The sequence below is a fragment of the Rugosimonospora acidiphila genome, assembly GCF_039543385.1.
GTDB lineage: Bacteria > Actinomycetota > Actinomycetes > Mycobacteriales > Micromonosporaceae > Rugosimonospora > Rugosimonospora acidiphila.
The window spans coordinates 113,136-132,713 of record NZ_BAABJQ010000008.1 but is presented as its reverse complement, the minus strand read 5'-3'; the positions used below and the strand labels follow the sequence as shown (position 1 = coordinate 132,713).

Annotated in this window: 20 protein-coding genes; 14 read left to right on the top strand and 6 right to left on the bottom strand. The window is 69.7% G+C overall.

The genetic code is table 11. From position 1 onward, the window contains the following. The first annotated feature begins 543 nt into the window (after positions 1-543). From ABEA87_RS16205 to ABEA87_RS16160, 10 genes are all read left to right on the top strand, one after another. A complete protein-coding gene (locus ABEA87_RS16205; protein ID WP_345630392.1) occupies positions 544-1,587 on the top strand; it encodes an ABC transporter substrate-binding protein in 1,044 nt (347 codons plus the stop codon). Positions 1,588-1,739: 152 nt separating this feature from the next. Further along, positions 1,740-2,765: an ABC transporter substrate-binding protein gene (locus tag ABEA87_RS16200; RefSeq protein ID WP_345630391.1), complete on the top strand. Its 1,026-nt coding sequence runs from the start codon at positions 1,740-1,742 to the stop codon at positions 2,763-2,765. Between the two features lie 34 nt (positions 2,766-2,799). Further along, positions 2,800-3,609, top strand: a complete 810-nt coding sequence (locus tag ABEA87_RS16195) for an ABC transporter ATP-binding protein (protein WP_345630390.1) — start codon at positions 2,800-2,802, stop codon at positions 3,607-3,609. Between the two features lie 12 nt (positions 3,610-3,621). Next, complete coding sequence (locus ABEA87_RS16190) at positions 3,622-4,527, top strand: ABC transporter permease (protein WP_345630388.1); 906 nt, start codon at positions 3,622-3,624, stop codon at positions 4,525-4,527. An 87-nt stretch (positions 4,528-4,614) separates the two neighbouring features. Beyond that, positions 4,615-5,295: a class II aldolase/adducin family protein gene (locus ABEA87_RS16185; protein WP_345630386.1), complete on the top strand. Its 681-nt coding sequence runs from the start codon at positions 4,615-4,617 to the stop codon at positions 5,293-5,295. Positions 5,296-5,331: 36 nt separating this feature from the next. Continuing rightward, positions 5,332-6,528, top strand: a complete 1,197-nt coding sequence (locus ABEA87_RS16180) for an LLM class flavin-dependent oxidoreductase (protein WP_345630384.1) — start codon at positions 5,332-5,334, stop codon at positions 6,526-6,528. An 89-nt stretch (positions 6,529-6,617) separates the two neighbouring features. Continuing rightward, positions 6,618-7,121, top strand: a complete 504-nt coding sequence (locus ABEA87_RS16175; protein WP_345630382.1) for a flavin reductase family protein — start codon at positions 6,618-6,620, stop codon at positions 7,119-7,121. 81 nt (positions 7,122-7,202) lie between these two features. Then, positions 7,203-7,748, top strand: a complete 546-nt coding sequence (locus ABEA87_RS16170) for an NAD(P)H-dependent oxidoreductase (protein WP_345630381.1) — start codon at positions 7,203-7,205, stop codon at positions 7,746-7,748. Positions 7,749-7,864: 116 nt separating this feature from the next. Next, positions 7,865-8,929 (top strand): carbohydrate kinase family protein, encoded by a 1,065-nt coding sequence (locus ABEA87_RS16165; protein WP_345630380.1) that lies wholly within the window; start codon positions 7,865-7,867, stop codon positions 8,927-8,929. A gap of 61 nt (positions 8,930-8,990) precedes the next feature. Continuing rightward, positions 8,991-10,331, top strand: coding sequence for a 6-phospho-beta-glucosidase (locus tag ABEA87_RS16160; protein ID WP_345630378.1), 1,341 nt, complete (start codon positions 8,991-8,993; stop codon positions 10,329-10,331). On the opposite strand, the gene ABEA87_RS16155 is transcribed toward ABEA87_RS16160, so the two are convergent. From ABEA87_RS16155 to ABEA87_RS16145, 3 genes are all read right to left on the bottom strand, one after another. Next, a complete protein-coding gene (locus tag ABEA87_RS16155; protein ID WP_345630376.1) occupies positions 10,319-10,735 on the bottom strand; it encodes a hypothetical protein in 417 nt (138 codons plus the stop codon). The genes ABEA87_RS16160 and ABEA87_RS16155 overlap by 13 nt on opposite strands. Before the next feature lie 33 nt (positions 10,736-10,768). Continuing rightward, positions 10,769-11,320 carry a cysteine dioxygenase family protein gene (locus tag ABEA87_RS16150; protein WP_345630375.1) on the bottom strand — a complete coding sequence of 184 codons (552 nt, stop codon included), beginning with the start codon at positions 11,318-11,320 and terminating at the stop codon, positions 10,769-10,771. A gap of 580 nt (positions 11,321-11,900) precedes the next feature. Continuing rightward, a complete protein-coding gene (locus ABEA87_RS16145) occupies positions 11,901-12,155 on the bottom strand; it encodes a hypothetical protein (protein ID WP_345630374.1) in 255 nt (84 codons plus the stop codon). Between the two features lie 214 nt (positions 12,156-12,369). Here ABEA87_RS16145 and ABEA87_RS16140 point away from each other — a divergent pair, with 214 nt between their 5' ends. Next, positions 12,370-13,050 (top strand): GntR family transcriptional regulator, encoded by a 681-nt coding sequence (locus ABEA87_RS16140; RefSeq protein ID WP_345630372.1) that lies wholly within the window; start codon positions 12,370-12,372, stop codon positions 13,048-13,050. Between the two features lie 43 nt (positions 13,051-13,093). On the opposite strand, the gene ABEA87_RS16135 is transcribed toward ABEA87_RS16140, so the two are convergent. Next, the gene (locus ABEA87_RS16135; protein WP_345630371.1) at positions 13,094-14,461 is read right to left on the bottom strand and encodes an FAD/NAD(P)-binding protein; all 1,368 of its coding nucleotides are present in this window, start codon (positions 14,459-14,461) and stop codon (positions 13,094-13,096) included. Between the two features lie 343 nt (positions 14,462-14,804). Here ABEA87_RS16135 and ABEA87_RS16130 point away from each other — a divergent pair, with 343 nt between their 5' ends. Beyond that, positions 14,805-16,559, top strand: a complete 1,755-nt coding sequence (locus ABEA87_RS16130; RefSeq protein WP_345630370.1) for a phospholipase D-like domain-containing protein — start codon at positions 14,805-14,807, stop codon at positions 16,557-16,559. Between the two features lie 221 nt (positions 16,560-16,780). On the opposite strand, the gene ABEA87_RS16125 is transcribed toward ABEA87_RS16130, so the two are convergent. Further along, positions 16,781-17,497: an SDR family NAD(P)-dependent oxidoreductase gene (locus tag ABEA87_RS16125; protein WP_345630369.1), complete on the bottom strand. Its 717-nt coding sequence runs from the start codon at positions 17,495-17,497 to the stop codon at positions 16,781-16,783. Positions 17,498-17,554: 57 nt separating this feature from the next. On the opposite strand from ABEA87_RS16125, the gene ABEA87_RS16120 reads away from it, so the two are divergent. Continuing rightward, positions 17,555-18,205, top strand: coding sequence for a TetR/AcrR family transcriptional regulator (locus ABEA87_RS16120; RefSeq protein WP_345630368.1), 651 nt, complete (start codon positions 17,555-17,557; stop codon positions 18,203-18,205). A gap of 11 nt (positions 18,206-18,216) precedes the next feature. Then, positions 18,217-18,345 carry a hypothetical protein gene (locus ABEA87_RS16115; protein WP_345630367.1) on the top strand — a complete coding sequence of 43 codons (129 nt, stop codon included), beginning with the start codon at positions 18,217-18,219 and terminating at the stop codon, positions 18,343-18,345. A gap of 304 nt (positions 18,346-18,649) precedes the next feature. On the opposite strand, the gene ABEA87_RS16110 is transcribed toward ABEA87_RS16115, so the two are convergent. Next, on the bottom strand, positions 18,650-19,498 hold the full coding sequence (locus ABEA87_RS16110; RefSeq protein WP_345630366.1) for an enoyl-CoA hydratase/isomerase family protein: 849 nt from the start codon (positions 19,496-19,498) through the stop codon (positions 18,650-18,652). Positions 19,499-19,578: the final 80 nt, after the last annotated feature.

Below are 19,578 nucleotides of genomic sequence, written 5' to 3'. Positions count from 1 at the left end.
CCCGGCAATCGCGGCAATTCCCATCATTCCGATAGGCATGGTATGTGTCTCCGCTCACTACACCGGGCGCGGAAGATCGGCTGACCTCAACGGCTCCGGCACCCGCCGCGTCTGCAATCCCGGAAGCCAGAGAGGATTCCAGACGTGGCGCCGGGCCAGGACGCGAGCCGCACCACCGCTCGCGTTCCAGGTGGGCCGCCACTACCAAGATTGACAGTGCGCGGAAACGCTGTGCATACTTCGGCCATGCACCTGCCAGCGGATCTTCTCGTCCGGCGGCGCTACATCGACTTCAAGCTAGTCGCGGGCGCCATCTGTCGCTGACACCCTCCGCCCTACGAGACCAGGGCGGCCCGTAGGGCCCTTTGGTCGCTGGCCGGATCGGGAAATCTCACCTGTCGTCGGAGAAATGCGATGCATTTTGGCCGGCTCGCCTTTTGCTCCAAATTCCTACCCATCCGGTCGGATCAAGTGGATAAGTAGGAGAACCTCTCGACGGGCTTGCCGCTCAGCGAAGAGCGGTCAAACACTGGAAGGGTCGTCATGCCCACAGCGCACGCCACAGCCGAATCCCTGGACAGGATCTGGTTCACCCGCTGCCCGGTACCCACGGCCAGCGGTCTCGCCCACAGCCTTGGCTGGCTGGCGCGCGGCTTCGCCGAGTCAGGCGTCGAGGTCGGCGTGCTGCAGGACGCACCGCTGGAGATCGCGAGGCACCACTACGACCACGATCTCGTGGGTCTGATCCGCGAGGGTGGCAACGTGCCCGCGATCGCCGCACGGGCCGACGGCGCACCGACCCGACTGATCGGGCTGACGTGGATCGACGAGGGGCAGTCCATCGTGGTCGGACCGGATTCGCCGATCTCCTCGCCTGCCGCGCTGCGCGGCGCGCGGATCGCGGTGCCGGGCTGGTCCACCACGCGGGACACCAGCATGGCCCGGGCGATGGCGTTGCACGGGTTCAAAGGTGCGCTCCGCCTTGCCGGACTGACCCTCGACGACGTGGAGTTCGTCGAGGTGCCGATCGTGCCGGTCGTGCCGCCGGGCAAAGTACGCGCCGAGCGTGGCGAGCGGCGCTTCCGCGAATTGGATGAACTCGTCGCCGGGCGGGTCGACGCGGTCTATGTCAAGGGCGCCGCCGCGCTGGAGGCCGCCGCGGCGCGGGGCGCCGCGGTCGGTATCGACCTCGACGCGTCTGGACCGCCGCGGTTCCGGGTGAACAACGGGACCCCGCGTCCGATCACCGTGCACGAGGAGCTTCTGCGGACCCGTCCGGAGCTGGTCGTCGAGTTCCTGGTCCAGACGCTGCGCGCGGCCGACTGGGCGGCGCAGAACCTGGACGGTGTCCGCGACACCCTGGCGAGCGAGACCGGGTCGGGCGCCGATGGTGTGCTGCTGGCCTACCGCGAGGGGTTCCACCGCACGCTGCACCCGACTCTGGACCCACAGAGGCTGGATCTGCTGCGCGTGCAGAAGGCATTCCTGCTGCGCTACGGCTTCCTCGGCGCGGACTTCGATTTCGACTCCTGGGTTGAGCCGCAGCCACTGCGATTGGCCTACGAACGCGTGGCGCAACGGCCATGACCGACACCTCAACGTCATCCCCGGGCGCCCACGACCGAGTCGCGTTCGACACGCGGCGCTCGCGCCCCGACCGGCTCCAAGTCCCGAAAGGCCAACCCTTGATCAGCACCCACCCGTCCGGCGACCGGAACCCGAAGCCACGCGGCCGACGCGTGCTGTCACGGCGCCCGGTGCTGCTGAGCGCGACCGTCCTCGCCGCCTCCGCCCTCTGGCTTTCGGCCTGCGGCGGGTCGAGTGCGTCGGCGGGCGCCTCCGGCCGGGCCGATGAGACCGTCCGGGTCGGCGTCATCGCCGGGTCGCCTCCCGGCGTGTACTCCGCGATCCAGGATGGGTTCTTCGCCCAGCAGCACATCAAGGTCAAACTCGTGACGCTCAGCGGTGGGCCCGCCCTCGTCGCGGCGACCGAAGGCGGCTCCATCGACATCGCCTGGGCCGACATGTTCGCCTGGACCTCCGCCATCGAGCAGGGCTTCAAGCTGACAATCATCAACCCGGCCAACGGCGTGAAGGCCGGGCAGCAGGTCAATGTGATCATGACGAAACCGGGCAGCGGCATCACGTCGGCGAAGGACCTGGCCGGCAAGAAGATCGGGGTACCGGCCCAGGCACTGACCACCGTACAGATCAAGAAATGGCTGGCCGACCAGGGCCTGGATCCGAACGGTCCGCAATACACCACTGTCCAGGACCGCACCACCGAAGGGGGCCTGGTCGCACAGGGCACGATCAACGCGGCGGCGACCAGCGGCGCGTCGGTCACCGAGTGGCAGGCCCAGTACGGGCTGGTGGTCGCCGGTACCTACGACTCGGGCATCCCCGACGGCGCGGCAACGTCCGGCTACGGCGCACTGACCAGCTACGCGCAGGCACACCAGGATCTCATCAAGCGGTTCGTGACCGCCGTCCGGCAGGGCGTGGCCGCGTTCCAGGCAGCCACCCCCGCGGCGCAGAACAAGATACTGGTCGGGTACGGCGGTGCGGACGTCTCCACCTTGGAGGCCAAGTATCCCGGTGCGCTGGCCAAGGCCGCCGCGGCCAACGACGGCGAGCTGAAGGGGCCGTTCGACCTGGCCGCCGAGAATCAGTGGATCAAGATCGGTGTGCGGTACGGCGCGCTGAAGAAGCCGCTGGACCTCACCCAGTACCTGTGGCCCACCGCGACCGCGGCCACCCCATGACCTGCTCGGCCACGCGAACTACCCGGGAGGGCAGATGACCACGTTGACGCACCCCGCCGCGGCCGACTCCGTCGTCACCGGAGCGCAGTTGGTCCTGGAGGATGTGTGGAAGGTGTTTTCCACCAGCCGGCACGACGTCACCGCCCTTCGGGAGCTGTCGCTGGAAATCAACGCCGGCGAGTTCGTCGCCGTGGTCGGCCGGTCCGGCTGCGGGAAGTCGACCCTGCTGCGGATGCTCACCGGGTTGATCCCGCCCTCGGCGGGCCGGATCACGTTGGGCGGTCGCCCGGTCGACGGGCCGCCGCGCGAGGCGCGGTGCGTCTTCCAGGACTACGCGCAGTCGCTGCTGCCGTGGAAGACGGTCGGCGGCAACGTACGGTTCGGGCTTCGACACGCGTACGAGCCGTCGAGCGGGCCGCGCGACGAACTGGTGGCGCACTACCTCGACCTCGTGGGGCTGAGGCATGCCGCCGACCGCTATCCGTGGGAACTGTCCGGCGGCATGCAGCAGCGGGCGGCGATCGCCCGCGCACTGGCCGCCCGTCCCCGGCTACTGCTGATGGACGAGGCGTTCAGCGGGGTGGACGCGCTGAGCCGGGCCAAGCTGCAGGACGTCGTCCTGCGCGCCTGGGCTGAGGCGGGGCTGACCGTCGTGTTCGTGACCCACGACATCGACGAGGCCGTCTATCTGGCGGACCGGATCGTGGTGCTGCGTCCCGAGGGGCACGGCCTGCTCGCGGATCTGCGAGTCGACCTGCCGCGCCCACGCGGCCAGGTCTCCACGCGCGAGCTGCCGGAGTTTCTGGCCTACCGGCGCGAACTGCTGCAACTGGTCCTGGACTGAGAGGACGCGCAGATGACCAGCAACTCCACCCTGACCGGGTCCGGTGGCACGGCGCCGCAAACCGCTGTCGCGCCAGCCGCCGATCCCCGGTCGCGGGCGGTCGGACAACGGCGGGCCGTGCCCAGCTCACCGCCGCGGCGCCCCTGGTACCTGCGGGCGCTGCGCAACCGGCTCTTCGGTTGGCTGGTCTTCGCCGCTGCCCTGGTCGTCTGGCAGCGCTACGCGACGGCGCACCCGTCGCCCAAGTACGCCTCGGTCAGCGACGTGGCCACCGACTGGTGGAGCCAGATCGGCAGTGGTCCGCTGCTGGAGGCTACCCTGCAGACGCTGCGCACCATGATGATCGGCTACGGCATCGCGGCGGCGCTCGCGGTCCTCGCCGGCGTTCTCATGGCCCGGGTGCGGTTCATCTACGTGCTGCTGGAGCCGCCGCTCGAACTGCTGCGCCCGATGCCGATCTCGGCGATCATCCCGGTGCTGATCCTCTATCTCGGCATCGATGACAAGATGAAGATCACTGTCGTCGCGGTCGGCGCGTTCTTCCACATCCTGCTCAACGCCTACTCCGGCGCGGGCTCCACCCACCGCACGATGATGGACACCGCCCGCACCTTCGGGCTGAGCTGGCGGCAGACGATGACCGAGGTGGTGGTCCCGGCCGCCGCGCCGGCGATCTTCGTCGGGCTCCGCTCCGCGCTCGCCGCGTCGCTGGTCATCGCCGTGGTGGTCGGCATGATCGCGGGCAACGACGGTCTCGGGCACTTCCTCATGATCGAGCAGCAGAGCTTCCAGGTGACCGACCTGATCGTCGGCGCGGTGACCGTGGCGATGCTGGGATACCTGCTCAACTCCGCGTTCCTGCTCATCGAGAGACGCGTCCTGCACTGGCACTTCGGCGCGACCCGTGCGCAGGACTGAAACGGCGGCACAACGGCAGTCGCCGGCGGCCGCCACACCCCGGCACCCGTGACTGCGCGGCACGACCACGAGAACAAAGGAGAGGCCATGACATCGACACTGACCCGGCCGGTCCAGGAGGACGGCTGGCTGGACGCGGGCGAGGTCACGCTCGGCGAACGCGACGCGGCCGTGCGCACCGAGCTGATCGAGGCGGTACGCCTGCTGCACCGGCGCGGCGCCCTGCAGAACCCGTCGTCGGCCAACGCCAGCGTCCGGCTGCCCGACTCCCCCGGGCACGTGCTCATCAGCGCGAAGGGGCTGCCCGCCGACATTTCCGAACAGAGCTTCGGCGTGGTCACCCTGGCCGGCGACCTGGTCGCCGGGAAGCTCGGGCCCGGGGTACGGAAGGTGATCCAGATGCACACGCTGGCGTACGCGCGCCCCGAGGTCAACGCGGTCATCCACACCCACTCGACCCACACCACCGCGTTCGCCGTGGCACACCGGCCCATCCCGGTCAACTACGAGCCGCTGCTCAACCGCGGCCAGCCGCAGGAGATCCCGTGCGCGCCGTACCGCAAGCGCAACAACGGTGACCTCGGCGCGTCGATCGCCGCGCTGCTGCGCGAGCACCCGAACACCCGGGCCGTGCTGCTGGCCAACCACGGACTGCTCGCCTTCTACGACAGCCCCCTGAACACCGCGCAGCTGGTCGCCACCATCGAAGAGGCGGCCACCCTGGAAATCTACGCGGCCTCGCTGGGCGGCTCGAAGCCGATCGTCTGACGAGATACCACCGAACGCGAGCAACGGAGCACAACGATGACCGAGCCCCACGCCCTGCCGCCCCTGCCCGAGCGGCGCCTGGAGATCCTCTGGTACCTGGTCGCCAACGACGGCCGCTACCCCTGGGACGCGAAATGGAAGCGCAAGGTCGACTTCAGGTACGTCCAGGCCTGGGCGAAGTCGATCGACGTGAACGGCTTCTACGGAACGCTGCTGGCCACCCAGCCCACCAGCGGAATGGACCCGTGGATCACCGCGGCCTCGCTGGTGCCGACCACCGAGCGGCTGAAATTCCTGATCGCCGTACACCCCTCGGTGTACACACCGACGTCGCTGGCGAAGCTCGCGACCACACTGGACCAGAACTCCGGCGGGCGACTCATCCTCAACATCGTCAGCGGGCACACCGGGCTGGAGGCCGCCGGCGTGCACCTCAAGCACGAGGAGCGCTACGAACACACCGACGAGTTCCTGACCGTGTATCGGGCGATCATGCGCGGCGAACGGGTCGACTTCGACGGCAAGCACCTCACAATCCGGGGCGCCGAGGCCGCGTTCCTGTCCCTCCAGCAGCCGTACCCGCCACTGTGGTTCGGCGGCGCCTCACCGATCGCGCGGGACGTCGCGGCCAAACACATCGACAATTACCTCACCTGGGGCGAGCCTCCCGCCGAGACCGCCGAGCTGATCGCCGACGTGCGGGCCCGCGCCGCCGCGCACGGCCGGTCGATCCGCTTCGGGATCAGGCTCAACCTGATCGTCCGTGACACCGACGAGCAGGCCTGGGCGGCCGCGCAGGACATGCTCGACCACACCGACGACAGCGTCATCGCCCGCACCCAGGCCACCTCGACCAAGCAGGAGTCCGTCGGGCAGGCACGCCAACTGGCCTTCCACAACGGGGTCAAGCCGCGGTTCGCCCAGGAACTCGAGGTGTACCCGAACGTGTGGTCCGGCTTCGGCCTGATCCGCGGGGGTCCCGGCATCGCCCTGGTCGGCAGCCCGGAATCGGTCGCCGCGCGGATCCGCGAGTACCACGCCCTGGGTATCGACTCGTTCATCGTCTCGGGCAACCCTCTGCTGGAGGAGACGTACCGGTTCGGCGAGCAGGTGATGCCGCTGCTGCCGGTCACACACGACGATCCTGGGCCGCTGCGACCCGCCGGCTACACCCGCCCTCCCGTCAGCGCCACGGCGTCGTCGAGTCCCACGCCGCTGGCGGTCGCCGGCTGATCACGCCGCCGCATCCCGCGCCCGGCCCCCGCCGGCCGGACGCGGGATGCGTGCCGGCGCCCTGCCAACTCGAGAAGTGAGGCGATTCGGTGAATACCCGCGCTCCGCAGGCAACCGAGCTCCGGCGGGTCTTCGGCGCGTTTCCGACCGGCGTCACCGCGGTGGCCGCCCTCGTCGGGGATACGCCGGTCGGCCTGGCCGCCAGCTCGTTCACCGCCGTGTCCCTGGCCCCACCGATCGTGTCCATCTGCGTGGCGCACACCTCCACCACCTGGCCGCTGCTGCGCCAGGCCGCCCGGCTGGGCGTCAGCGTGCTCGCCGCCCAGCAGGAACGCGCGTGCCGGCAGCTCAGCGCCCCCGGCGACCGGTTCGCCGCGCTGCCCTGGCACGCCACCACCGACGGAGCCGTCCTGCTCGACGGCGCCAGCGCGTGGCTGACCTGCGGCATCGACCGGCACGTGACGGCCGGCGACCACGACATCGTCCTGCTCCGCGTCCACGACCTGCAAGCCGATCCGGACGTCGTCCCGCTGATCTTCCACGCCAGCCAGTTCCGGCGACTCGAACCGGCGGACGTCCGGTGTGCCGCGTAGCCCGGCCGGCCGGGACCGTCATGGCCCATCGGAGCCGGCTTCCGCACAGTCCACTGACCTGATGCACCTCAAGGAGCTCGCATGTCGGATGTCGTCGCACTGATCGGCAACCCACGCCCCGGGTCGCGGACCCGGATCCTGGCCGAAGCGGCCGCCGCCACCGCCGTGACGGCCGTGGCCGCGGCGGCCGGACCCACGCTGGACGGCGTCCGGGTGCTTGAGCTGGCCGAGATCTCGGCCGTCTCGTTCGGCCCCGGGCCGGCCCAACCATCCGCCTCCGTTGACGACCCACACGCCCTGGTCAGGCAGGCCCGGCTGCTCGTCGTCGCGACCCCCACCTACAAGGGGACATACACCGGCCTGCTGAAGGTCTTTCTGGACCAGTACGCACACCGGGAGTTGGCCGGCGTCGTCGCCGTACCGGTCGCGATCGCCGCCGCGGAACCGCACCGGCAAGCCGTCGTGGCCGCCCTGGAGGCGTTGCTGGCCGAGTTGGGCGCGACGGTACCGGCGCCGGCACTGGCGGTGCTCGAGCCGGCGCTCACCGATCCGAAACGGCTCGCCGCGCAGTGGGCGGCCGACCACGCATCCGCGCTCGCGGACGCGCTCTGGGCGCCCGCCAAGTGACCTCGCCGGTGCTGTCCGCCAACGAATCAGCGCGTGCTCCAGAGGCCGCGTTAGGCACCGGGAAAACCGGGAACTCCTACTTCACCGATAGTCTTAGCTGACATATCGTGAAGGGCGTGCAGGACAGCGATGAGCAACTGGACCTCTTCGTTTCGGGTCCCGTCTTCCTCGACATCATCTTCACCGGGCTGAGCGAACTGCCATCCCCGGGTACCGAGGCATGGGCCCCCGGAATGGGCTCGTGCCCGGGTGGGATCGCCAACCTCGCCGTAGCGGCGGGCCGGCTCGGCGTCCGCACGGGCCTGAGCACGGCGTTCAGCTCCGACGCCTATGGAGACTTCTGCTGGCAGATCCTCAGCGACCAGGAGGGCCTGGACCTGTCACCGTCGCGCCGGTTCGACAACTGGCACTCGCCGGTGACGGTCTCCCTCGCGTACGGCCGGGACCGTTGCATGATCACTCACGGTCATCCGGTACCCGCGAACGCCAACGGCCTCGTCGGGGGACTACCGGCAGCGCGCGCCGCCTCCGTCAGCCTCACCACCGATCGCGCCCCATGGGTGCACCACGCCCGGCAGGCGGGCACGCTTGTCTTCGCCGACGTGGGCTGGGACGACAGCGCGGTGTGGTCGACCGCCGCGCTGGACCTACTCGACGACTGCTACGCGTTCCTGCCCAACGCGGCCGAGGCGATGCACTACACCCGCACCGGTACGCCACGCGAGGCACTGCACCGGCTGGCCGGGCGGGTACCGGTGGCCGTCGTGACGTGCGGGTCCGACGGTGCGCTGGCCATCGACTCGGAGACCGGAACCGAGGTCAGCGTGCCAGCCATCCCCGTCGAGGCGCTGGATCCCACCGGCGCCGGCGACGTGTTCACCGCCGGCTTCATCGCCGGCACCCTGTGGGACCTGCCACTGCGCCAGCGCCTCGCCTTCGCCACCCTGGTCTCGGCATTGTCGGTCCAACACTTCGGCGGATCACTGTCGGCGCCAGGCTGGGGCGACATCACCGACTGGTGGCTGGCGACCCGGTCGCGGGCGGTGCGCCACCACAACGAGTCGACCGAGGTCGCGCTGGCCGCCCGGTACGGGTTCCTCGACGACGTGATCCCGCCGGAGGAACGCAGCAGGCCGCGGCGGGCGCCGGCCACGATCGTGCGACTGCCGGACGCGGCCTGATGACTGTCCCAGTCGAGTACCGGCGGAAGCTCGGCGATGACCTCGATGAAGGAATGATCGGATGCGGTTGACGATCCTCGGCGGCGGAGGGTTCCGGGTACCGCTGATCTACCGAACGCTGCTGGCCGACCACGGCCAGAGCCGGATCACCGACGTCACGCTGCACGACGTGGACGCGGCACGGCTGTCCGCGATCGGCCGGGTCCTCGCGGCGCAGGCCCATGGCGTGCCCGACGCGCCGCGGATCAGCACGACGACCGATCTGACCGAGGCCGTGTCCGGTGCCGATTTCGTCTTCGTCGCCGTCCGGGTTCACGGTCTGGAGGGCCGCGTCATCGACGAACGGGTCGCCATGGCCGCGGGCGTGCTCGGTCAGGAGACCGTCGGTGCCGGTGGGATCTCGTACGGGCTGCGCACCGTCCCCGTCGCCACCGCCATCGCCCAGAAAATCGCCAGATCCGCGCCGGACGCGTGGGTCATCAACTTCACCAACCCGGCCGGCCTCGTCACCGAGGCGATGTCGCGCCACCTGGGTGACCGGGTCATCGGCATCTGCGACACCCCCGCGGGGCTCGGCCGCCGTGTCGTCGCGGCTCTGAAGGCGGACCCACAGCGGGTGCGGCTGGACTACGCGGGCCTGAACCATCTGGGCTGGTTGCGAGCGGTGCATGTCGACGGCGAGGATCTGCTGCCCACGCTGCTTGCCGACGACGCCGCGCTGGACTCCTTCGAGGAAGGCAGACTGTTCGGCGCGGAATGGTTACGCGCGCTCGGCGCGGTGCCCAACGAGTACCTGCACTACTACTACGGCAATCGGGAGTTGGTCGCCGCCGCGCGCGACGCCCCGCAGACCCGCGGCGAATTCCTGCTCGCCCAGCAACGGGGTTGCTACAACCTGCTGGGCACCACCGCCGAACCGCTGTCCACCTGGGACACGATCCGGGCCGAGCGTGACAGCACCTACATGGCAGAGAACCGTGCGACCGCGGGCCTGAGGCAGCCGGCCGAGCGCGACGACGCGGGCCCGGGCGGGTACGAAGACGTGGCGCTCGCGCTCATGCGGGCGATCGCCCACGACGAGCCGGCCACGCTCATCCTCAACGTGCGCAACCATGGCACGCTCGACATCCTGGATGACGACGCCGTCGTCGAGATCCCCTGCACGGTCGACGCGCGGGGCGCGCATCCCGAGCCCGTCGGGTCGCCCCCGGAACACGCGATCGGTCTGGTCTGCTCGGTCAAGGCGAGTGAGCGCGCCGTCCTCGAGGCGGCGGAAGGCGGCTCACGATCCTCGGCACTGCGCGCGCTGGCCACGCATCCGCTCGTGGATTCGGTGGCCGTGGCGAAGCGCCTGCTCGATGCGTACCGATTGCGCTTCCCGGAGCTCTCCTACCTGCGGTAGCTCGTGCGGAAACGGCGCGCCTGGATCTCGCCACCGGCCAGGTCGAGCCGCAGCCGCGGCGACGCGGGAAGGCTGGTGGCTTCGAAGCGCTCCGGCGGGTCGACCTCAGCGCCGCGGCCGTGCCTCCGGGCCCACTCGTCGAACGTGGCGAGCAGGCGATTCATCCTGAGGTCCGCGAGCGAGAAGACGTTGCGCAGGCCGCCGGAGAACAGCGCCTCGCCGTCGCGTACCGTCGCGTACCGCCGCCCAGCGGCCCACCAACTCGACGCCCGGCCCGGCGAGGGTGTTGAGATTGAGCGTCCTGCGCTCGGGGAGTCCCGACGAGTTGCGGGAGGGCAGACGCCGGCTCGGATGAGGTCGTCGATATCGGCGTGCCGCTGGTCCCACACACCGGACGCGTCCATCCACCACAACACGTCGCGTCCGCGGCGCCACGGTCACCGAGACATTCGGCGGACCGGCAGTTTGTACGTGCGACGGATACTCGTCCCCAGAGTGCCGATATCCGCACCGTAGACATGCACGGACGCCACCAGCCCGTCGCCGTTGTTGGCCACCTGGTGGATGTCCGCGGGAGGGAGCGCGACGCTGGTCGTTCCCCGCGGGTTGACGCGATCCGTGGTCGGTTCGAGAAACGACATCCCGCGATGGTGGCGGACGCGATAGCAGACCTCCCGCTCAGCCCCGCGGTGAACGCCCACCACGCACCAGCAGACGTGGTCGTGTATCGGCGTACGCTGCCCGGGCAGCCACACCAGCGCGACGACCCCGAAGGCACCGTCCCGATCGACGTGTATCAGATGTTGCCGATACCGGTGAGGGTCGGGCTCCAGTTGCGCGGGGGTCAGCAACTCGTCGATCCCGAGCCAACGTTCCAGGACGACACGGACGTCACCGGCGGCACGTGCACCGTCTGGTGCCCCATGCACGACCGGCGCGATCTCCGCCAAAAGAGCGGCCATCGGTTCCGACAACGCGGTATTGGGCATCGGCGATCATCTCCCAACGGCCGGCGCCCCCAGTATCGCTCGGCTTGACGGTCCACTTCACCGCCACGACTTCAAGGGAGAATTCTACCCGGGATCCCACTGATTCAGTCGGATATCGGGCCGCGCGCTCCGGGTCCTGTGTTACGGCAACAAATTTTTAACATTAAATCCAGAGCCCAAGCGTTGCCTTCGAGCGGAGTCGGCTGGCAGATTACCTGACACACAACGTCTTCAGGGCCAGGGGTCGGGGCGCTCGCACAGCACGCGGTCCCTCGACGGCAGCGCGCGGCACCCAGGCACCGCGACGACCGCATGTGGCGCGGCGCTGCGCCACGTGCGGCGTTCAACGACACCCGCAGGGCAGCGGAGGTGGCCCGCCCAACTCCGCGACAGACGACGCTCCGGCACGGCCGGACCGTGAAAGGCGATGTCGGCAGATGACCAACAGCGACAGATCAGGCCTGTCCCGTCGAACCCTGCTTCGCACCACCGCGGCGGCCGGTGCCGCGGCGGCCGCGACCACGGTGGCCCACCCGGGCGCCGCCGCGGCGGCGCCCCCGGTAGCCCCGGCCCAGCAGGATCACAGGCAGCCCTCCGCACCACCGAAGGGGTCCATCCCGACCCCGGCGGCAAGACCACTATGGGCCACCCATACGTCCTGCTGACCATCGGCTCGCCGAAGAACCTGGCCAACCTCGACGAGTTTGTCGCCATCAACGCCAAGCTCGCCGACCCGCGCGGGCTGTCGGATGACGAGGCCACGAAGCTGGCCACCGAGGGCAAACCGTTCTACTGCGTGCAGGCGGGCATCCACTCGACCGAGGTGGGGAATCATCGAACGGCTCACCCTGGCCGGCGGCGGCCACGCCGTACCGATCCCGACCGCGGTACTCCTCGTGTTCTTCATCGTGTGCCTTCCGCTGACCCTGCTGTCCCGCCGGTTCGAGCGCGGGCTCCGCTGACGCGCGGCGGCCACGCTGACCGCCGCGCCCAGACAAAAACAGACCTCGTGCCGACGCCTCGCCGCACAGAAAGGCGGATCCGCCACCATGACCGTCCAGCGCCGCACGCTGCTGAGCGCTGCCTACGACAACCTGCGGGCCGCGGTCCTCAACGGCTCCCTCGCACCCGGCTCCCGCGTCACCGTGCGGCCGCTGACCGAACAGCTCGGGCTCAGCCCCACCCCCGTCAAGGAAGCCCTCGCCGCCCTCGAACGCGAGGGCTTCCTCATCTCCGTCCCGCACCGCGGCTACTTCGTGCCCGAGGTGAGCACCGAGGATCTGCTGGAACTGTACGAGTTGCGCGAGGCCATCGACGCGCTCGCCGCGCGCCGGGCCGCCGGGGCGACCAACCACGCGCAGATCGCCACCCAACTGCGCCGCCTGCTGGTCCGCCAGCGCAAGGCCATCAAGGCGAACAACCTGTACTCCTACGGCGACCTGGACCTCATGTTCCACCGACTCATCTGGCAGGGCTCCGGCAGCCGGCGGGTGATCCCCATCGCCGAGAACCTCATCGCGCAGGTCCGGCTGGGCAACCGGTTCTCCGCCCAGGCACCCGGCCGGCTGCCGGTCGCCATCGAGGAGCACGTGGCGATCCTGAATGCCATCGACGACGGAGACCCGGACACGGCCGAACGGCACATCCGCCATCACGTCCATGAGGCCAGCCAGGCGCTGCGGCGCTACCTGCGGTCAAGCGGTGCCGCGGGGCAGCCCAGGCAGTCGTGACTGGGCGTGATGCCCGGCGGTGTGGCCATTCCGCTACCGGGCATCACGCGGCGAATCGGGCGGCGTGTTCGGCGGTGCGCGCGCCGCTCCCGGTCGTGGCACGGGCCATGTCGAGCAGGCTCAGCTTCTGTACCTGCGTCCGGATCTCCGGTACCGCGGTGGTCTCCCACCACTGGCCGCGACGAGGTGGCCCGGCCACGAGGATCTGGTGGTGCGCCTGGCCCTGCTCGGAGACGAGACGACCGTCGACGTCCACGTCGAAGCCGAGCCCGAGCGGGTCCATCCTGGCCAGGCCGCCGGACAGCAGGTCGCGCCCCAGGGCGCTGTGGATGGCGCTGGCCGGGCCGGTGCAGTTGACGATCGTCGCGACCCGCCAGTGGGCACCGGAGGCGGCGGTGGCGATCAGCCAGGCACCGTCGGCGGCCACCGTGTCGAGGCGCGCCGCGTGCGGGCGCAGGGCGCCGTCCAGGACCATGCCGCGGATCGCGATGCCGACCGTTGGGGCCATCCGGTGCCGGTGGATCTCCCAGTACCGGTGCAGGTGGCGCAGGAAGGTGCGCCGTTGGGTGAGACTCAGGCCGTTCCACACAGCGTCGGCGTGCGGGCGCAGTCCATCGACGACCGATCGCCAGTCGTCGGCGGCGGCCGCGTCCGCTCGTAATTGGCGCAGCAGCGCACTCAGTCGGTCGGTGGCCGGCAGGCGCGCGGGCAGCTTCTGCGGCGCCCGCATGCCGTGAGCCAACGGCAGCAGTCCGTGTCGGGACACGGCGTGGATCGGTGCCCGCTGGCCGCGCGCGGCCAGCGACATGGCCACATCCACCGCGGTCAGGCCGGTGCCGACCAGCAACACCGGGGCGTCGGGTGGGACGGCGTCCAGAGCGCCGGGCCGCCACGGATCGGCGACGTAACCGGGGTGCTGGGTCAGGGTGGCGCCCAGCGGGCGCGGATGCCGCGGGGACGCGTGCCCGATGGCAAGGATCACTCGTTGCGCGCGCAGCGCCCGCGCTCCGTCCACGACGACATGTATCCGCGAATCCGCTGCCCGCAGCGCGCCGGCCCTACCCCGGACGTGGGTGAACCGTCCGGGATGGTCCACAGCGGCCGCGTCCAGGGCCTCGGCGAGGTACCGGCCGTAGTCGCGCCGCGCGGCGAACCCGGCGGGGTCGGTGAGGTTGGCGTGCCGGGCCGCCCAGGCCGCGAACTGCCCGGGTTCATCGGGGTCCGCGCTCATCGTGTCGGCCGGCGAATTGAGCAGGTGCATCGGCTCACAAGTCCCGTAGGCGACACCGGAACCCAACGCGGGCGACGGTTCGACCATCGTCACATCGCCGGTACCGTGGCACAGCAGCCGCACCGCCGCGAGCACGCCGGTACAGCCTCCGCCCACGACCACCGTGTTCGTGCGCCCCATCGCAACTCCCACTTTCTCGATAGGCTTTACCGGTTATCGTACGGCGGCGGAGGCCCCGCGACTACCTGAGAAATCGGCCAGATATTCGTGACCATCTCCATGGAACCCGTCGGACAGCTTCCACTGTCCATTACCCCGGGGCCCCACCGTAATCACCTACTCTCGCTGCCGTGTCCGGTCCGGCCGGATGAGTCCGGCACCCCTGCGCGGCGATTGCTCGTCCGCGCGAGCCCCGGTGGTCGGTCGTGGCGAGGATGAACCCGAGCGCCGGGGCCCGGTACGAGACACCCGTCAGCGACGCCCGCCGGTGTGGCGGACCACCGTCTGGGGAATGAGGAGCGATATGCCCACCCCGTCACGAGCACCCGATCAGCGCGACCCGTCGGACTCGCCCGGTATCCGGCCGATCGCGATGCCTGGTCCGCCCGGCATCCGGCCGGTTCCGGCGATGCCGACGCCCCGGCGGCCCGATCCGGGCGAGTGCAGCCCGGTGTTGGCGCCGGCGGACGGGGACCGCGCGAACCGGCCGATCGCGCGTCCGGGCGACTGGCTGCTGCATGCCCACGAGCGCGGCAATCCCGACACGGACATCGATCGGCGCCACGCCGACGGTGCCGCGTGGACCAGCGGCAACGAGGTCACCCCGTTGGTTCATGGCCGGGCCTACTTCGCCGCGCTGCGCAAGGCCGTCCGCGCCACCCGGGCCGGGGATCTGGTGCTGTTCACCGACTGGCGGGGAGACCCGGACGAGGCCGTTGACGACGACGGTACCGCGGTATCGACGCTGCTGTGCCATGCCGCCGATCGGGGCGTCACCGTGAAGGGCCTGGTGTGGCGCTCGCACCTGGACGTGCTGCGCTTCAGCAGCGAGGAGAACCGGCGCCTCGGCGCCGAGATCGAGGCCGCCGGTGGGGAGTGCCTGCTGGACATGCGGGTGCGCCCCGGCGGTTCGCACCACCAGAAAATGGTCGTCGTGCGCTACCGCCGCCGTCCCGACAACGACGTCGCGTTCATCGGCGGCATCGATCTGTGCCATTCCCGCCGCGACGACGAACGACACCACGGCGACCCCCGGAATCAGCCGATGCCGCCCGTCTACGGCGACCGGCCACCATGGCACGACATCCAACTCGCCGTGCGGGGGCCCGCCGTCGGCGACCTCGAGGCCACCTTCCGGGAGCGGTGGGGCGACCCGTCCGCACTGTCACACAACCCGCTGCGGCTGGCGACCAGTTGGCTGGACCATGACGACCTGCGTGCCGATCCGTTGCCGGCGCAGGCCGAGGATCCCGGGGCGCACGGTACCCAACTGGTGCAGGTGCTACGCACCTACCCGTATCGGCACTGGAGCTATCCCTTCGCGCGTGCCGGGGAGCGCAGCATCGCCCGCGCCTACCTCAAGGCGGTCGGCCGGGCCCGGTCGATGATCTATCTGGAAGACCAGTACCTGTGGTCGGCCGAGGTCGCCCAGATCTTCGCCGAGGCACTGCGCAGATCCCCACGGCTGCGGATGATCGCGGTCATACCGCTGCACCCGGACACCGATGGCAGCACCGCCCGAGCCGAGAGCCTCGGGCGGGCACGGGCCCTACGCCTGCTGCGCGACGCGGGCGGGGACCGGGTCGCCGTCTACGGGATCGAGAACCACGCCGGGCGCCCGGTCTACGTCCACGCGAAGGTGTGCGTCATCGACGACACGTGGACCTGCGTGGGCTCGGACAACCTCAACCTGCGCTCCTGGACGCACGACTCCGAACTCAGCTGCGCCGTGCTGGACGCCGACGGCGGCACCAGCTTCGGGCGCGCACTGCGACTTCGCCTGGCCCGCGAACACCTCGACCTCGGCGACAGCGACGGCGACGGCGACGGCGACCTAGTTGATCCGCATGCGATGTTCGACGCCTACCGGCGCAGCGCCACCGCATTGGACGCCTGGCACGAGCGGCCCAGCGCAGCGCCCCGCCCCCCTGGCCGGCTGCGCACCTATCAACTGCCACACCTGGGGCTGGCGCCGCGGCTTCTCGCCACACCGATGTACCGCTACCTGTGCGACCCGGACGGACGGCCACCGACGATGCGACGCCGGCACCTATTCTGAGCCCCGGTCCGGCTGGTAGCCGTGCGGCGGTCGAGCGCCGTGGCAGTCCACGCCCGCGCCCGCACGCGGCCTCCCGGCGCGAACCACCTCGTTCATGCGGTCGCGTCCGCGAGGTCAGGGGGAAGAGCACAAGATCTCCTGGAGTACGGCTGAGCTCGTTCCTGGCAACGGCCGCTGGGGGCTGGCGGGTAAGAAACGCGCCAACCCCCAGCGCCTGCCGGTCAGTGGCCCGCGCTCGTTCCGCCGTCGACGTGCAGGATCTCTCCGGTGACGAAGGGGGCCGACTCGAGGTAGACGACGGCGTCGACGATGTCGCTCGTCTCGCCCATCCGACCGACCGGCTGCAGGCCGGCGAACGTTTCGTGGAGTTCGACCGGGTGCATCGGGGTCTTGATGACGCCTGGCGCGACGGCGTTCACCCGTACGCCTCGGGTCGCGTACTCGATGGCCAGGGACTTCGTGGCGGCATTGAGGCCGCCCTTGGTCAAGGACGCGAGCACGCACGGCACGGTGGAGTTGGGCTGGTCCACGACGCTCGCCGTGATGTTGACGATGTGGCCGCCGCCGTTGGCGAGCAGGTGTGGCAGGACCCGTTGAGTGAACCGGAAGAACCCGGCGAGGTTGACCCCGAGGTGTAGGGCGAATTCCTCCTCGGTGTAGTCGGTGAACGACTTGACGATGAAGATGCCGGCGTTGTTCACGAGTGAGTCGATGCGGCCGAAGCGGTCCAGCGCCGCCGCGATCACACGGTCTGCCGTCTCGGCGTCCGCGACATCGCCCTGGACGGTGACGACGTCCGGGTCGCCGGACGCGCTGATCGTGCGTGAGGTGGCCGCGACGCCGTAGCCGAGTTTGCGGTACGCGTCGACCAGGCCGGCGCCGATGCCCTGGGACGCACCGGTGATGACAACGACCTTTTGTCCCTGATTGGCGCTCATAGTGAACCTTTCGGTGGTTGATTGGAACGTTGGCGACCACTAGACGACTGGTCGACTATGACACTAGACGACTGGTCGTGTATTTTTACAGCCATGGGACGGACGAGTGACGCGCAAAACAAGATCCTCGACGCGGCGAAGATGCTGATCGAACAGCGGGGATATTCCGCGCTGGGCGTGGCGGAGATCTGCTCGACGGCCGGCGTGCCGAAGGGCAGCTTCTACTACTTCTTCGAGTCCAAGCAGGCTCTCGCGCTCACCGTCATCGACGATCATTGGGCAGCCCAGCGACAGCAGTGGGTGGAACTGCTCAGCAGCGATCACGACCCGTTGCGGCGCCTGCGAGACCTGTTCGAGGCGACGGAGAACGTGCAGCGCACCGCACAGCAGAAGGCCGGCCTGGTCGTCGGTTGCTTGTTCGGCAACCTCGCCCTGGAACTCAGTAACCAAGCCGAGGAGATCCGCGACCGCCTACAGGAGATCTTCGCGGCCCAGATCGACCTGATCGAGCGGGTGGTCGTCGAGGCGAAAGACCTCGGCCTGGCCGGCGCCTCGATCGACACGCGCGACACCGCGCGCTCCATCGTCGCCCTGATGGAGGGGCGCGCGCTATTCGCGAAACTGCTGAACGACCCGGCCCAACTCGAGGCGCTGTGGCGTAATTGTCTGGACCTGCTACAGGTGCCGGCGCAGGCGCGGGCGAACTGAAGGAGATCCCGGTGAAGCTCGTCACCAACGTGCCGGAGAGCACCGAGCCCGCCGAGGTCGACCGACGCCGTGCCGCCGAAGCGGTTCGCGCTCGTGAACTGGCCGCGCCAGCAGGACGTCTAGCCCTGAGCCAAACCTAGAACGGACATGAACTGACGGAACGGCATCTGATGCCGTTGGTGATGTTTGTGTTTATAGAGGTCGTGACGTTTCCCGGGTTCGATGAGGTCGTTAGCCGGGTGATTGTTGGCTGAGGCGGATGACGTCGGTCCCGGCGGCGGTCAGGACGTGTTGGACGTGGGTTCTGGCGGGCCCGCGATGTCGACAACGACGCAGTCGGATTGCCTGTCGCCCGTGTCGGCCGTGCTCGTCAATGTCGCGCAGATCGACAGCACAGTGAGCAGGGCCACCGACCTCGGCGGCCCTGCTCACCAGCGGGAGTGGTTAGTCTCGCGCCCCGGCGTTCTCGCCGTACGCCGCTACGTGTTGACCGAGTCGGAGTTCGCCATCGCCGGGCTGCTGTAGACCCAGTGCGAACAACGCTGCCGCGCGAGCTCGGACGCCGGGCCGTGGGAACGACTCGAAGTAGCCGTTGAGCGCGGCGACAAACTCGTCGTCCGACGGCAGGTCGACGCGGTTGACCAGCTCCTTCGTCTCTACGATCGCCTGCTTCTCGAAGCCGGCGATCCGGTCGGCGAATCGGTCGACGAACTCATCCAGCTCGGCGTCGGGTAGGGCGCGGTTGACATACCCGTACCGCTCGGCGAGGTCGCCGGGGAAGTCGTCGGCTCCGAGCAGTACCTCTAGCGCCCGGCCCCGGCCCATCAGGCGGGGCAGCCAGGCCGTGGTGCCACCGCCGGGTACGACGCCGAGCCCGACTTCGAACTGTCCGAGCACGGCGCGCTCGCGGCTGGCGAAACGGATGTCGCAGGCCAGAATGAACTCGCTGCCTGCGCCCCGGACGCGGCCGCGCACGGAGGCGATGGTGACCACGGGTAGGCGGCTGATCCGGGTGAAGACGTCGGTGTATGGGTGCATGCCGCGCCGCGTCGAGCTGTCGGTCGCCATGCCGACGACGGTTTCCGGATCGGCGGCCATGTCCCAGTGGGCGATGAAGTAGTCGGGGTTGGCGCTGTCGAACACGACGACCTTCACGTCGGGGTCGGTCTCCAGGCGTGAGACGAGGGCATCGAGTTCGTAGATCGTGTCGGGATCCATCAGGTTGACCGGATCGTTGTCGAAGGTCGCGCGCCAGTAGGCGGGGCTGTGTTGGCGGACATGTATCTGGGGCATGTGGATCTCCGATTATTCGTGGGTGGCCGACGCTCGGGCCGGCGCGAACCCTGACTTGGAAGTTCCAAGTTAGCAGGTGA